This is a genomic window from Ralstonia sp. GX3-BWBA (assembly GCF_003290055.1).
GTDB classification, from domain to species: Bacteria; Pseudomonadota; Gammaproteobacteria; order Burkholderiales; family Burkholderiaceae; genus Ralstonia; species Ralstonia holmesii.
In genome coordinates, this window is record NZ_QMKS01000016.1 from 91,496 (window position 1) to 105,685 (window position 14,190).

A 14,190-nucleotide genomic window follows, 5' to 3' on the forward strand; every position below is an offset into this window, starting at 1 on the left:
GCGGCGTCCTCCGGCTCAAGCCGGCAACAGGGCGGGTTGGTGGTAGCCGATGCGCGCTGCGGGGGCTGCGGCTTTCGCCTGGTTTGCCAGCTTGAACACGCTCACCACCCCCACCAGTCGGCTCGACTGCTCGCGCATCGATTCCGCCGCTGCGGCCGCTTCTTCAACCAGCGCGGCGTTCTGCTGCGTGACTTCGTCCATCTGCGTGATGGCGCGGTGGATCTGGTCGATGCCGCTGGCCTGCTCGTCGGTCGCGCCCATGATTTCGGTCACGATGGCGGTCACGCGGTGGATGCTGGTCACGACATCCTGCATCGTGGTGCCGGCTTGCTCCACCAGCGTGTTGCCCGCATCCACGTGGTTGACCGAATCGCTGATCAGCAGCTTGATCTCCTTGGCTGCCGCGGCAGAGCGCTGCGCCAGCCCGCGCACCTCGCTGGCGACCACTGCAAAGCCGCGCCCCTGCTCGCCGGCGCGCGCTGCTTCCACGGCCGCATTGAGCGCGAGGATGTTGGTCTGGAACGCAATGCTGTCGATCACGCCGATGATCTCGCTCACCTTGCGTGCCGATTCGCTGATCGCGCCCATGGTGTCCACCACGCGCGCCACCACCGTGCCGCCTTGCGTGGCGACCTCGGCGGCTGTGGCGGCGAGTTGGTTGGCGTGCCGCGCGTGCTCGGCATTCTGCTTGACGGTGGCGTTGAGTTCTTCCATTGACGCGGCGCATTCTTCGAGCGCCGAGGCCTGTTCCTGCGTGCGGGTCGACAGATCGAAGTTGCCGGTGGCGATCTGCTCCGATGCCGTGGCCAGCGTGTCGGTGCTGGTGTGCACCTGTTCGGCAATCGTGGCGAGGCTGTCGCGCATGCGCTTCATGGCGTGCATGAGGCTTGCCGGATTGTCGTGACGCGTGTCGATGACCACGGCCAGGTTGCCGCCGGCGATCTGGCTGGCAATGTCGGCCACCGTGCCGGGCTCGCCGCCGAGCTTGCGCAGCAGCCCGCGCGTGATGAGGGTGCTGGCCGTGAGGCTCACCAACAGCGCCAGCACGCTCAGGGCCAGCAGCCAGTTGCGGCTGTCGATATAGCTCGACTTGGCCTTGGCGGTGTTTTCGTCGTTGAGCTTTTCTTCAAACGCCTGCAGCTTGCCGAGCAGATCCCACCAAGCGCGCTGCACGGGGCGGAATTCGAAGCGCAACACCTTGTACGCGTCTTCCTTGTGGCCGGCGGCAATCAGCGCCTTGACGCGCGTTGCGAACGGCGCGGCCAATTCAGTCTGCTGCCGGATTTGCGCAAGCAGCGTTTTTTCTTCGGTGGTGGTGTCCGGCAACGCGTCGAACATGCGGCCGAGCTTGCGGTCGGCCTCGCTGTACAGGGCCTCCTGCTTTTCAATACGGCTCAGTTCGAGCTGAATTTCGTCATGCTGTTCCAGCAGCACGATATTCCGATACGCCAATGCCCGTTCAGTGACGCTCGAATACATTTTTGCGGCGAGCTTGGCTTCCACGGCGTTGATTTCCGTGGTGTCTTCCAGCAGCCGCCGAAAATCTGACATGCGCTGCAGGCTGAATGCCATGAGCAGCACGAGCAGCCCCATCGTCAAGCCAAAACCCCACGCCAGTTGGGTGGCCACCTTCATTTTCGAGAAGCGCATGTTTGTCCCCGTCATAATCGATAACGAATGCACTATCGAGCGGTATGGCGGGAGCTTGAGTGATTTAAATAAAATTACTCAATATGCGTAATGGCATGTCGGACTGACATCACAAAATAAGTCCGGGAATATCGATGACGCTTTTTGCAGATATTATTTTATTGAAATGACTTACATTAAATTGCGAGCAATCCAAAAGTGTCATGTAAAACAAAAACGCCCGGCGGGAACCGGGCGTTTCTTGTTGGGCGAAGCAGTTACACAGTACGCTTTTGGGGCGCCAGCGAGCGCCAGAAGCGCTGTCCGAACCGGCGCACATCGCGCAGGTTGCGCTTGAGCATGTAGTCCAGGTCGGCCACTTGTTCGTCGATGGCTTCCGTCAGCAGGCTCATCGTGTCGGCGGGCGGCAGTTCGAGATAGGCATCGGCTTCGCCATAGGCGTACTGCACACGCATACCCGCCTTCTTGGCGATGTGCATCATGGCCGCATTGCGCGACAGGCAGTGCATGTACAGCGTACGCACCTTGGTGTTCTGGCCGTGCATGGCGGCACGTTGGAACAGCGCGCTGCCTACGCCCTTGCCGCGCGCCGATTCCGACACCGACACGCCGAACTCCGCCACGCGCCCTTGCGGGTTGTCGCGCAGGTACGCAAGGTGGCCCACGCCGGTCAACTCAAGGCGCTCGTTGTAGACGCCAAAGACCTTGTCGTGGTCGAAATCGATGCTGTCGACGTACGCCTCGATGACGTGATCCCGCACCACCTGGCCGAATCGCAGCAGGCGGTCCTCCTCGCCCAGGGCGAGCAAGTGTTTGAGCAGGCGCGACCGGTGGTGGGCAGCAAGCTCGCGCACCAGCACGGTGGAACGCGGCGCACCTTGCGCTGCTTCCGTTTTGTCGATGTCGTCCTGGGTGACGACGCCGATGGCCTTGCTCAGTTCGAGCGGGTTCACGACACGGTTCCTGTTCTGATCGCGCGCTTCAGTGGAAGGCAGCGAAGTGATGAATCGGAGGCGCGGATGGCACCTCCGGGGCACTCAATCGGGTGCAACTGAGTGTTGTGCAACGCACCATGCTATTGTAGTGCAATCAGGGTTTCCCCGTAAGTCTGGCGTCAGACTTTCCGCAGGATTTCCCGATAAATCATTGATTTAGCGCATCCGAGCACGGCTTCCAGCAGTGTGGTGCGACAGCAACGTAAATGCTGCGCCGCGCAAAAGCGAGGGAAGGCACGCTTTTCAGGTGCTGGGCGCGTTACATCACCACTCGAAGCGCGATCCCCGCTCGTAACGCCGCTCAACAATAGCCGTGCGAAGATGCGCCATCAAGACGCCCCAGCCTCCTGATTTTCCATGACGCCCTCGCGCATCCTTGTGATCTACGCGCATCCTGCGCCGCGCCGTTCGCGCGCCAACAAGCCGCTCGCGCGTGCGCTGGCCAGCCTGCCCGGCGTGGCCATGCACGATCTCTATCGGCATTACCCCGATTTCGACATCGACGTGCGCCTCGAGCAGGAGGCGGTGGAAGCTGCGGAGCTGATCGTCTTCCAGTTTCCGGTGCAGTGGTACGCCACGCCGTCGCTGCTCAAGGAGTGGATCGACGTGGTTCTGGAGATGGGCTGGGCCTACGGGCCGGACGGCACCGCCTTGCGCGGCAAGCATCTGATGGTGCTGGCCACTACTGGCGGCCGTGCCCATTCCTACAACCCGGATGGCATCCACGGCCACACGTTCGACATGTTCCTGCTGCCGCTGCAGCAGACCGCCGCGCTGTGCGGCATGCAATGGCAGCCGCCGCATGTGCTGCACGACGCTGACGACGTGCCTGCCGACGTCATCGACGCCCATATCGCCGAGGTGCGCGCCGCGCTGCAACCCTGGCTCCCGACCGACGCCGTCACCTGAGGTTTCCGACTTCTTCCTTGCCCATGCAATCGCACGATCTGCTCGTCAATTTCGTCATCTACCTGGCCGCGGCCGTGGCGGCAGTGCCGTTGGCGCGTCGGCTGGGGCTGGGCTCGGTGCTCGGCTATTTGCTGGCCGGGGTGATCGTGGGGCCGTGGGGCTTGCGGCTCATCACCAATGTGCAGTCGATTCTGGATTTCTCGGAATTCGGCGTCGTGCTGATGATGTTTGTGATTGGCCTGGAGCTGGAGCCGGCGCGGCTGTGGTCGCTGCGGCGCAGCATCTTCGGTTACGGCGGGCTGCAGATTGTGGTGTGCGCGCTGGCCGTCGGGCTGGCGGTCATGGCGGTGGGCCACCCGTGGCGCGCGGCTGTGGTGGCGGGGCTGGGGCTGGCGCTGTCGTCCACGGCGATTGCGCTGGCCACGCTCTCCGAGCGCAACCTCATGCGCACGCCCGCTGGCACGGCCAGCTTCGGCATTCTGCTGTTCCAGGACATTGCGGCCATCCCGATGATCGCGCTGCTGCCGTTGCTGGCGACCGAGGCAAGCGACGCGTCCGACGGCCATAGCTGGGTGGCTGCGGCCAAGGCGGTGGGCGTGGTGGCTGCCGTGATCTTTGGCGGCCGCACGCTGTTGCGGCCGGTGCTGCGCGCCATTGCCCGCACCAACATGCGCGAGATGTTCACTTCGTTCTCGCTGCTCCTGGTGGTGGGCATTGCGCTGCTGATGCACAGCGTCGGCTTGTCGATGGCGCTGGGTGCTTTCATTGCCGGAGTGCTGCTGGCCGATTCCGAATACCGTCACGCGCTCGAAACCGATATCGAGCCATTCAAGGGGCTGCTGCTCGGCTTGTTCTTCCTGGCCGTTGGCATGTCGATCGATTTTGGCGTGCTGATGCGCCAGCCGCTGGCCGTGATCGGGCTGGTTGCGGTGTTCCTGGCGGTGAAGATTGGCGCGCTGCGCCTGCTTGCCACCCGCTTTGGCATTGCGCGTGGGCAGGCGTGGTTGTTTGCGTTTCTGCTCTCGCAAGGCGGTGAATTTGCATTCGTGGTGTTCGGCCCTGGTGTGGCCGGCAACGTGCTGGGTGCGGAGACCGCCGCTGCGCTCAACCTCGTGGTGGCGCTGTCGATGGCCGCGACGCCATTGCTCCTGCTGCTGCACGACAAGGTGCTGGTACCGCGTCTGATGGACGGAAAGAAGCGCGCACCCGACGCCATCGACCCACAGGACAACCAGGTCATCATCGCGGGCTTCGGCCGTTTCGGGCAGATCGTCGGCCGCATGCTGTACAGCCAGGGCTACAGCGCGACCGTGCTCGATCACGACCCGGACCAGATCGACATGCTGCGCCGCTTCGGCTTCAAGGTCTTCTACGGCGACGCCACGCGCATGGACCTGCTGGAAACCGCCGGCGCCGACAAGGCCAGCATGATGGTTGTCGCCATCGATGACATGGAGACCAACCTGGAGGTGGTCGACCGTGTGCGCGAGCGTTTTCCGCACCTGAAGCTGTACGTGCGGGCGCGCAACGTGTCGCACGTGTACCAACTGCGCGACCGCGGCGTGGAAGTGATCGAGCGGGAGATGTTCGAGGGCTCGCTCATGCTCAGCCGCCGGGTGCTGGAAGGGCTGGGCAAGGAGCCGTACGAAGCGCACCGCATCGCGCAGACGTTCCGCCGCCACACGCTCAATTCAATGGAGCAGGTCTACCCGGTTTACCGCGACCAGAAGAAGCTTGTGTCCCTTGCACAGCAGGGGCGCGACGAACTGGCCGAAATGTTCCAGCGCGACCGCACCCAGCGCAAGCGCCTGCGCGAATCCGGCCTGCCATGGGGCGAGGGCGACGTCCATAGCGACGTGGAAAGCACGCAGCCTGATAGCGATCTGGCCAACGAGGTCGACGGCAGTGACGCCGAAACCCCGATCGATTGCCCCGCGCGCGCAGGTCTCCGCCGAGACGGCTGACTCGCGCCGGTTACGGACGCGATTCATGCGCAAGCAGCGCGAACAAATAAAAAAGGAGCGCTTTCGGCGCTCCTCGGGGCAGATCCAGGTTTCGGGTGGCACTTACACGGCCACGCTCACATTGCGACGCAGTTCGCAGGTGCTGAGCGAATCGGCCTCGCCGCGTAGCAGCAACTGACCGTTGCCGACCAGTTCGCGGCAGCGCCAGAAGACGAACCAGTCGCTGGCGAGCAGCCCGTCGATGGCGCCCATGATGCTGCCGACCACGTCGCGGGCGCTGGCCCAGTCGGTGGGAACGTGCTCCAGGATCACTTCATCCACCGTGCCGTACGACACCGGCACCAGCGTGTTGCCTTTCCACAGCCGCGTATCGGCGTTTTCGCGCACGGTCTGCTGCCATTCGTAGGCCAGGCGGCCGATGCGCAGCACCGATACTGGCGCGATGGTCGAAAACCGCCGCGCCAGCCGGGCGCCCGAATACATGCCGATGGTCGTCAGCGGGCCTTGACCGTTGGGCGCCTCAAGTTCGCGCACATCCATGCCGACTTCATTGATGCGCTGGGGCGCTTGGTGCAGGTGAAACGCCACGCGGCGCAGCATGAGCTGGTCCGACGCGCTTTGGCCGTGCCAGATGGCGACTTCCGTGGTGGCATCGCGCAGCTCGGCGAGCGACGCAAGTGCATCGCGCATCTCGGCGGCGAAGTCGATATTGCTGTTGGGCGCCACGCGCTGCCAGAAGCCGGAGCGCGCCATGGCGACGCTGTCGACGTCGACCAGCGGCCCGACGGCGAGATCGTCGCGCAGTACGACTACGGAATCGGGGCGGCCAGCCTGTGCGAGCGCCTGCTTGAGCGTGGCGCCGGCAACATCGCCGTTGACGACATGGATGTATTGCATGGCAGCAATTGTAGCGAGAGTGTCAGCCCGGCGCTTTCGTTTTACGCATCTCTATCAGTATTCCTTTGCGCGGTGTCATGCGCCTACCCAAAGGGGGGATAGCCCTCGGGCAACGCTCAGGCGGGCGTGCGAAAATCGCCGTTTTGTTGCAGACCATAACTAAGAACAGGTGAGGAAACATTCATGAGAGCCCCGTTGCTGCCCAAGGGCGTGCGCCCTGCAGTGCTCGCCGTCATCGCAATGGTGGGTGCGCTGGCTGCCGGCCAGGCCGCCGCCGTGCCGCCGGCTGAAATCTACAAGCGTGCCCAGCAGGAAAAACCGGCGCTGATCGACACCATGAAGACATTGGTCTCGATCGAATCGGGCAGCAAGGACATCGAAGGCCTGGACAAGATTGCCGGCGTGATCGCCGAGCGCCTGCGCGGCATGGGCGGCGACGTAAAGCTCATCGACCCCAGCGACCATGCCTACCGCATGGCCGACACGCCCGAGAAGATCGGCAAGATGGTGCTTGCGCGCTTCAAGGGCGAGGGCAAGCGCAACATCATGCTGATCGCGCACATGGATACCGTGTACTTGAAGGGCATGCTTGCGCACCAGCCATTCCGCATCGACGGTGAGCGCGCCTACGGCCTGGGCATTGCCGACGACAAGAACGGCGTGGCGGTCATCCTGCACACGGTATCGATCCTGCAGGCCGTCAACTTCAAGCAGTACGGCACGCTCACGGTGCTGATCAACGGCGACGAGGAGATCAGCTCGCCGGGCGCGCGGGCCATGCAGGCCAAGCTGGGCGCCGAGCAGGACGCCGTGTTCTCGTGCGAAGGCACGCGCGTGACCTCCGACAAGCTGTCGCTGGCCACCAGCGGCATCGGCGCGATCCTGCTGGATGTGAAGGGCAAGGCTTCGCACGCGGGCGGCGCGCCGGAACAGGGCCGCAACGCGCTGTACGAGCTGTCGCACCAGATCCTGCAGATGCGCGATCTGTCCAAGCCTGATACCGGCCTGAAGGTGAATTGGACGGTGGCGCAGGCGGGCACCAACCGCAACGTGATCCCCGCCGTGGCCAGCGCCCAGGCCGACGTGCGCTTGCTGCGGGCGGCTGATGCCGACAAGCTGGAAGAGGTGGTCAACGAGCGCATCAAGAACAAGCTGATTCCGGATACCCAGGTCTCGGCCCGGTTCGAGCGCCGCCGCCCGCCGCTGGAAGCCACGCCGGCCTCGCGCGCGCTGGCCGAGCACGCCCAGAAGATCTATGGCGAACTCGGCAAGACGCTGGAGATTGACGACAAGGCCGAAGGCGGAGGCACCGATGCCGCGTTTGCCGCCTCGAAAACCAAGGCGCCCGTGATCGAGCGCTTCGGTCTGGCGAGCTTTGGCGCGCACTCGAATGACGCCGAATATGTCGACCTGAACTCCATCGTGCCGCGCCTGTACCTGTTGACGCGCATGGTCATGGATGTGTCGCGCGATCGCGTCGGCCCGGCCAGGTAACCGCACTGCAACGCGGCGCGTAAGCCTTACACGCGCCGCAGCAATTCCCCCTCGCGAAGCCACTGTTCGGTGGTTTCCCAACGCCCGGGTGCCGGGTATTCCGCTTGCTTTCCCCTGACGCATGTCCCCAGCTACGGCTGCCCCGGCCGGTGGAGCGCGCGCCATGTCCGAACATCCCTTAGCGGCATCGAATGACCCCGCCAACGACCCGGATGGGCCGCCTGCGCGCCCGAGCCGGCGCGGTTTTCTGCAGAGCGCAGCAGCCGCGGCCTCGGCGTTTGCGTTGCCGCACGAGTCGGCCGGCGCGCGCACTTCCGCGTCGGCCCCGGCACGTCCGGCTGCGTTGGCGCCGGCGCGGCCGGTATCGCTCAATATCAACGGCAAGCCGTATGCGCTGTCGTTGGAGCCGCGCGTCACGTTGCTCGATGCGCTGCGCGAAGTGCTGGGACTGACCGGTACCAAGAAAGGCTGCGACCGCGGCCAGTGCGGCGCGTGCACCGTCCTCGTGAACGGCCGGCGCATCAACAGTTGCCTGACGCTGGCGATCATGCACGAGGGCGAGACCATCACCACCGTCGAAGGATTGGCACACGCGCAGGACGGCGTGGTCGACCGCACGGCGCTGCATCCGGTGCAGGCCGCCTTTCTTGAGCACGACGCGTTTCAGTGCGGATATTGCACGCCGGGGCAGATCTGTTCGGCGGTGGCCATGCTGGAGGAGGCGCGTTGCGGTATGCCCAGCACGGTCACGTCGCCCGCGTCACTGGGCAATGACGGCCCCGTTGCGCTGACCGCAGACGAAATACGCGAGCGCATGAGCGGCAACCTCTGCCGCTGCGGCGCGTACCCCAACATCGTGGCGGCGATTCGCGTGGTGGCTGCCAAGTCTGGCAACGCTGCCTGAGGAGCCGCCATGCAATCGATTGCCTATGACCGTGCGTCTTCCCTCGAAGCTGCCGTGCGCCTGGGCCATGAGCCGGGCGCCCGCTACATCGGCGGCGGGACGAACTTGCTGGACCTGATGAAGGGCGGCATCGAGCAGCCGCAGCGGCTGGTGGACGTGAGCCGCCTGCCGCTGGCGCAGATACGCGCGTTGCCCGACGGTGGCCTGCGCCTGGGCGCGATGGCGCGCAATGCCGATACGGCGGCGCATCCGCTGGTGCGCTCGCGGTATCCGCTCCTGAGCGAGGCGATCGTGTCGGGCGCGTCCGGGCAGCTCCGCAACATGGCCACCAACGGCGGCAACCTGATGCAGCGCACACGCTGCCATTACTTCTACGACACAGCGTACCCGGCGTGCAATAAGCGGCAGCCCGGCTCCGGCTGTGCCGCGCGTGAGGGCGTCAACCGTATGCATGCCATCCTCGGTGCAAGCGAGGCGTGCGTGGCGACGCATCCGTCCGACATGGCTGTCGCGCTGGCCGCCCTGGATGCCACGGTGGTGGTGCATGCCGCGCACGGTGAGCGGCGTATTCCCATCGAAGCGTTCCATCGGCTGCCGGAAGCGCACCCCGAAATCGACACGACACTCGGACCCGGCGAGCTGATCGTCGCTATCGACTTGCCGCCGCCGGTGTTCGGCACGCAGGTGCACTACCTGAAGGTGCGCGACCGCGCGAGCTATGCGTTTGCGCTGGTGTCGGTGGCTGCGGCGCTGGCGCTGCAGGAGGATGGGAGGACGATTCGGGAGGCGCGCATTGCGCTTGGCGGCGTGGCGCACAAGCCGTGGCGCGCGCATGCGGCGGAGCAGATGCTGGCGGGGCAGGTGCTGGACGCGCAGTTGTTTGCCCAGGCCGGTGCACTGGCCGTGCAGGGTGCGCAGCCGCTGCGTGACAACGGCTTCAAGGTGCGGCTCGCACAGCGGGCGGTGGCACGCGCGCTGGCCGTGGCTGCCAAGCCGACCAAGCCGACCAAGCCGACCAAGCCGACCAAGCCGACCGGAGGTGTGGCATGAGCAACGTCGGCCAACCGCTGGACCGCACGGACGGTCTGCTCAAAGTCACGGGCCAGGCGAGCTACTCCGCAGAGTTTCAGGTGCCGCGTCTGGTGCATGCGGTGCTGGTGCAGAGCACGGTGCCGGCCGGGCGCGTCACGCGGGTCGATACCCACGTCGCGCAGGCCATGCCCGGCGTGCTGCTGGTGATGACGCACGAGAACGCACCTCGCCTGCCCAACGGCGGCAAGCCCGCGCTGGAACCACCGGCTGGACGCGCGCTTTCTTTGCTGCAGGACGATCAGGTGCACTACAACGGCCAGCCCGTTGCGCTGGTGGTGGGCGACACGCTGGAACACGCCCAGGCCGCAGCCCGCATGGTGCGCGTGGAGGTTGCCCAGCAGCCAGCGCGGCTCGATTTCGAAACCGCCCGCGCCGATGCGCACTCGCCTGGCAAGGTGCAGACGCAATCGGCCGACACCACGCGCGGCGACATCGCTGCCGGCATGGCGCAGGCGGCGCGGCGCATCGAGGCCGTCTACGGGACGCCCATGGAAGCGCACAACCCCATGGAGCCGCACGCCACCATCGCCGTGTGGGAGGGCGATTCGCTCACGCTGTACGACAGCACGCAATACGTCTCGGGCGTGCGCCGCACCGTCGCCAAGACGCTCGGCTTGTCGCCCGACAAGCTGCGCGTGATGTGCCCGTTCGTGGGTGGCGGATTCGGCTGCAAGGGCTCGGTGTGGTCGCACGTGGTGCTGGCGGCGATGGCCGCGCGCCAGGCGGGGCGGCCCGTCAAGCTGGTCTTGGAACGCCCGCAGATGTTCGGCCCGGTTGGCGGGCGCCCGCGCACCGAGCAGCGCATCGCCGTGGGCGCCGCCAGCGATGGCCGCCTCACTGCCATCTCGCATGATTCGCTGACCACCACGTCGATGATCGAAGACTGGACCGAGCCGTGCGCCATCGTCACCCGCATGCTTTACGACACGCCCAACCAGCGGACCACGCATCGGCTCGCGCGGCTCAACATCGGCACGCCGACGTTCATGCGCGCACCGGGCGAAGCCACCGGCACGTTCGCGCTGGAAGTGGCGCTGGATGAGATGGCTTACGCCCTGGGTATCGACCCCGTAGAACTGCGTTTGCGCAACGACGCCGCGCAAGACCCCGAGAAACGCATCCCGTGGTCGAGCAAATCGCTGGCGGCGTGCTACCGCGCTGGCGCCGAACGCTTCGGCTGGGCACGCCGCAACCCGCAGCCCGGCAGCATGCGCGAAGGCAATACACGCATCGGCTGGGGCATGGCCACGGCCACGTACCCCGCCAACCGCAGCGCGGCGGGTGCCACCGCGCGCTACCTGCCGGACGGCACGGCGCAGGTCGAATCGGGCTCGCAGGATCTGGGCACGGGCACCTACACGGTGATGACGCAGGTGGCCGCCGATGCCATGGGCATGCCCGTCGACCGCGTGCATTTCAGCCTGGGCGATACGCGCATGCCCGAGGCGCCGGTGTCGGGCGGCTCGCAGAGTGTGGCCAGCGTATCGCCCGCCGTGCAGGCCGCCGGCGCGCAGGCCCGCGACGCCTTGATTGCCGCGGCCATTGCCGATGCCAGCTCGCCGCTGCACGGGCTGGCCGCAAGCGAGATCACCGTGGCCGACGGCGTCTTGGGCGCCCGCAGCGGTGCGCGTGAGCCCGTGGCCGCCGTGGTCGCGCGCTATGGCCGCCCCATCGAGGTGACCGCCAAGGTGCAGCCGGGCGAAGAAAAGCAGAAGTACTCAATGCACTCGTTCGGCGCGGTGTTTGCCGAGGTGCATGTCGATGCGGACCTGGGCGTGATCCGCGTCTCGCGCATCGTGGCGAGCTACGGCGTGGGGCGGCTGCTCAACGCCAAGACGGGACGCAGCCAGCTCATGGGCGGCATCGTGTGGGGCATGGGCATGGCGCTGTTCGAAGAGAGCCTGTTCGATACGCGCTACGGCCGCATCGTCAACAACAACCTGGCGGAGTATCACGTGCCCGTGAACGCCGATGTGCCCGATATCGACATCCTCGTGCTCGACGAGGCGGACCCGCACATCAACCCGCTGGGCGCCAAGGGCATTGGCGAGATCGGCATTACCGGCGTGCCGGCGGCCATTGCCAACGCGGTCTATCACGCCACCGGCCGGCGCGTGCGCGAATTGCCGATCACGCTCGACAAGCTCATCTGAGCGCGCATGAAAAAGCCCCGCTGGCGCATCACCAGGCGGGGCCAGAGTGGGCCAAGAGGCGGAAAACGGAGGATGCCTGGAGACCGGCCCGTAATTGATCAATGCGTGACGAACGCGGTGAATGCCGCTCAGCGCATCAATTCGGAACCGGGTACCCGTAGACCGTACCGCCGCCGTCGCGGGAGCGGCCGGCCGGGTCGCTGCGCATGCCGTCCGAATACGGATCGAAGCGGCCGCTGCGTGCGCCTTCTGTATACGTGTCGAAGCGTCCGGTGCGGGCACCGTCGCTATAGACGTCAAACCGCTCGGCCCGTGCATTCTGGCCGAACACTTCCACGCGGCTGGCCTGCGCCCAAGCGCTGCCCGCCGCGAGGGCTCCGACCGCCAACATGGCGGCCAACCCCATTTGCTTGAGTCGCATGGCGAACTCCTTCTTCAACTGATTTTCGGTGTTGTTCGTGGTCATTTGATGTCCTGCCACGGTGTACAGCCTAGGTCAGGGGGCATGCCGTATCCACGGTGGTGCGACGAACGGTTTGTTGTCGGCGCCGAAATGATGCAAGTCAGCGTGAATGGCGCTGAAAAACGCGCCAATGACGTAACGCCCCGGCAATCCGCCCAACCTTTTTGTCTAATCAAGAGAGCGGTCCAAAGTCGGCGGTCCGCCTTGGTGCACCACAGCAGGGCGCGACGCGCTGGCAAGCCTTGTCGTAGGCCGATTTGGTGCGGCGCATTAAGAGCGATGCGCGCGTACCACACTTGGTAGAACGATTCCGTGAATTACTTTGCCGCGCATATGGGCTTTTGTTAAATTTGCGCGGCACTTCCGACACGGAAGTTAAGGAAACGGAGGAGCCCAACCTCATGCACACGGGGTCGGGCGGTTTGAGACAACTCTTTTATTACGAGCCCACATGAAAAAGTCTGCCATTCTGGTTGCAGTTGGCGCCCTGTTCGCAGGTTCTGCCTACGCCCAATCGAGCGTGACGCTGTACGGTATTGTCGATACCAGCATTCACTACATCAACAACGCCAACCAAGCTGGCAACAGCGTGACCCAGATGGAAAGCGGTGCTGTGTCGAACAGCCGCTGGGGCCTGAAGGGCTCGGAAGACCTGGGCGGCGGCAACAAGGCACTGTTCGTGCTGGAAAGCGGCTTCAACTCGGATTCGGGCCGCATGAGCAGCTCGGGTACGCTGTTCAACCGTCAATCGTTCGTGGGCCTGTCCAACAAGGACCTGGGCACCATCACGCTGGGCCGTCAATACAACTTCGGCTTCACGACCGGCGGCAACTTCGACCCGCTGGGCGTGGGTAACTACGACGGCAACTCGTGGATGTACTACGGCCTGACCGGTCTGCGTGAATCCAACATGCTGAAGTACGAAGGCAAGTGGAACGGCCTGTCGGTCGGCCTGGCCTACGGCTTTGGCGAAGTGGCTGGCGCTGCAAGCCAGAACTCGTACGTTGGCGGCACGGTGGCCTATGAATTCGGCCCGGCCTACATCGGCGCCTTCGCACAACAGCACAAGGACGTTGCTGGCAACAAGCAAACCGTGTGGGGTATCGGTGGTAACTACACCATCGCTGCAGCCAAGCTGTTCGCTGGCTACATCGACAGCAGCGACGCCACGGGTTGCGTGAACAGCTCGGCAAACTGCGTCGGCGGCAGCGCTTTCGGCCTGAACATCTACGGCAACGCCACCTCGGGCGCTGGCCTGACCCCGGGCGCCACGAAGCGTCGTGACCACGTCGGCATCCTGGGCGTGACGTACAACATCACCCCGGCCCTGGCTCTGACGGGCGCGTTCTACTACGACAGCATCAAGAACGCTGCTCTGACCGCCGGCAACGACGGCAAGCGCTACACCGGTGTGCTGCTGGCTGAGTACGCTCTGTCCAAGCGCACGCAAGTGTATGGCACGGTCGACTACAACAAGGTCAAGGACGCAGCTCTGCCGGAACTGTCGGGTGGCGGCAACGCAACCGGCACTGGCAAGTCGAACCAGACCAGCGTTGGCGTGGGTATTCGCCACATCTTCTAATCGACGCAGTCACTCGATTGGGAACGGAAAAGGCGCCTTCGGGCGCCTTTTCTTTTACCGGCTGTTTTTGTGCGTCGTCGGGCGAGG

Annotated in this window: 11 protein-coding genes; 7 read left to right on the top strand and 4 right to left on the bottom strand. The window is 65.0% G+C overall.

Features of this window, described 5'->3' with window-relative positions; all coding sequences use genetic code 11:
* Positions 1-15: 15 nt before the first annotated feature.
* On the bottom strand, positions 16-1,650 hold the full coding sequence (locus DOD19_RS16840; protein WP_024977374.1) for a methyl-accepting chemotaxis protein: 1,635 nt from the start codon (positions 1,648-1,650) through the stop codon (positions 16-18).
* Positions 1,651-1,907: 257 nt separating this feature from the next.
* Complete coding sequence (locus DOD19_RS16845; RefSeq protein WP_024977375.1) at positions 1,908-2,603, bottom strand: GNAT family N-acetyltransferase; 696 nt, start codon at positions 2,601-2,603, stop codon at positions 1,908-1,910.
* A 399-nt stretch (positions 2,604-3,002) separates the two neighbouring features.
* On the opposite strand from DOD19_RS16845, the gene DOD19_RS16850 reads away from it, so the two are divergent.
* Positions 3,003-3,554 carry an NAD(P)H-dependent oxidoreductase gene (locus tag DOD19_RS16850; protein WP_112186721.1) on the top strand — a complete coding sequence of 184 codons (552 nt, stop codon included), beginning with the start codon at positions 3,003-3,005 and terminating at the stop codon, positions 3,552-3,554.
* 23 nt (positions 3,555-3,577) lie between these two features.
* A complete protein-coding gene (gene kefC / locus DOD19_RS16855; protein ID WP_024977377.1) occupies positions 3,578-5,518 on the top strand; it encodes a glutathione-regulated potassium-efflux system protein KefC in 1,941 nt (646 codons plus the stop codon).
* A gap of 102 nt (positions 5,519-5,620) precedes the next feature.
* On the opposite strand, the gene DOD19_RS16860 is transcribed toward kefC, so the two are convergent.
* On the bottom strand, positions 5,621-6,415 hold the full coding sequence (locus DOD19_RS16860) for a DUF1835 domain-containing protein (RefSeq protein ID WP_112186723.1): 795 nt from the start codon (positions 6,413-6,415) through the stop codon (positions 5,621-5,623).
* 183 nt (positions 6,416-6,598) lie between these two features.
* On the opposite strand from DOD19_RS16860, the gene DOD19_RS16865 reads away from it, so the two are divergent.
* From DOD19_RS16865 to DOD19_RS16880, 4 genes are all read left to right on the top strand, one after another.
* A complete protein-coding gene (locus DOD19_RS16865; RefSeq protein WP_112186725.1) occupies positions 6,599-7,909 on the top strand; it encodes a M20/M25/M40 family metallo-hydrolase in 1,311 nt (436 codons plus the stop codon).
* Positions 7,910-8,072: 163 nt separating this feature from the next.
* On the top strand, positions 8,073-8,813 hold the full coding sequence (locus tag DOD19_RS16870; RefSeq protein WP_112186727.1) for a 2Fe-2S iron-sulfur cluster-binding protein: 741 nt from the start codon (positions 8,073-8,075) through the stop codon (positions 8,811-8,813).
* Between the two features lie 9 nt (positions 8,814-8,822).
* Positions 8,823-9,863 (top strand): xanthine dehydrogenase family protein subunit M, encoded by a 1,041-nt coding sequence (locus DOD19_RS16875; protein ID WP_112186729.1) that lies wholly within the window; start codon positions 8,823-8,825, stop codon positions 9,861-9,863.
* Positions 9,860-12,058, top strand: a complete 2,199-nt coding sequence (locus DOD19_RS16880) for a xanthine dehydrogenase family protein molybdopterin-binding subunit (RefSeq protein ID WP_112186731.1) — start codon at positions 9,860-9,862, stop codon at positions 12,056-12,058. The genes DOD19_RS16875 and DOD19_RS16880 overlap by 4 nt, the downstream gene beginning before the upstream one ends.
* Positions 12,059-12,194: 136 nt before the next feature.
* Here DOD19_RS16880 and DOD19_RS16885 read toward each other — a convergent pair whose 3' ends face one another.
* On the bottom strand, positions 12,195-12,479 hold the full coding sequence (locus tag DOD19_RS16885) for a hypothetical protein (RefSeq protein WP_024977383.1): 285 nt from the start codon (positions 12,477-12,479) through the stop codon (positions 12,195-12,197).
* A gap of 493 nt (positions 12,480-12,972) precedes the next feature.
* On the opposite strand from DOD19_RS16885, the gene DOD19_RS16890 reads away from it, so the two are divergent.
* The gene (locus DOD19_RS16890; RefSeq protein ID WP_024977384.1) at positions 12,973-14,103 is read left to right on the top strand and encodes a porin; all 1,131 of its coding nucleotides are present in this window, start codon (positions 12,973-12,975) and stop codon (positions 14,101-14,103) included.
* Positions 14,104-14,190: the final 87 nt, after the last annotated feature.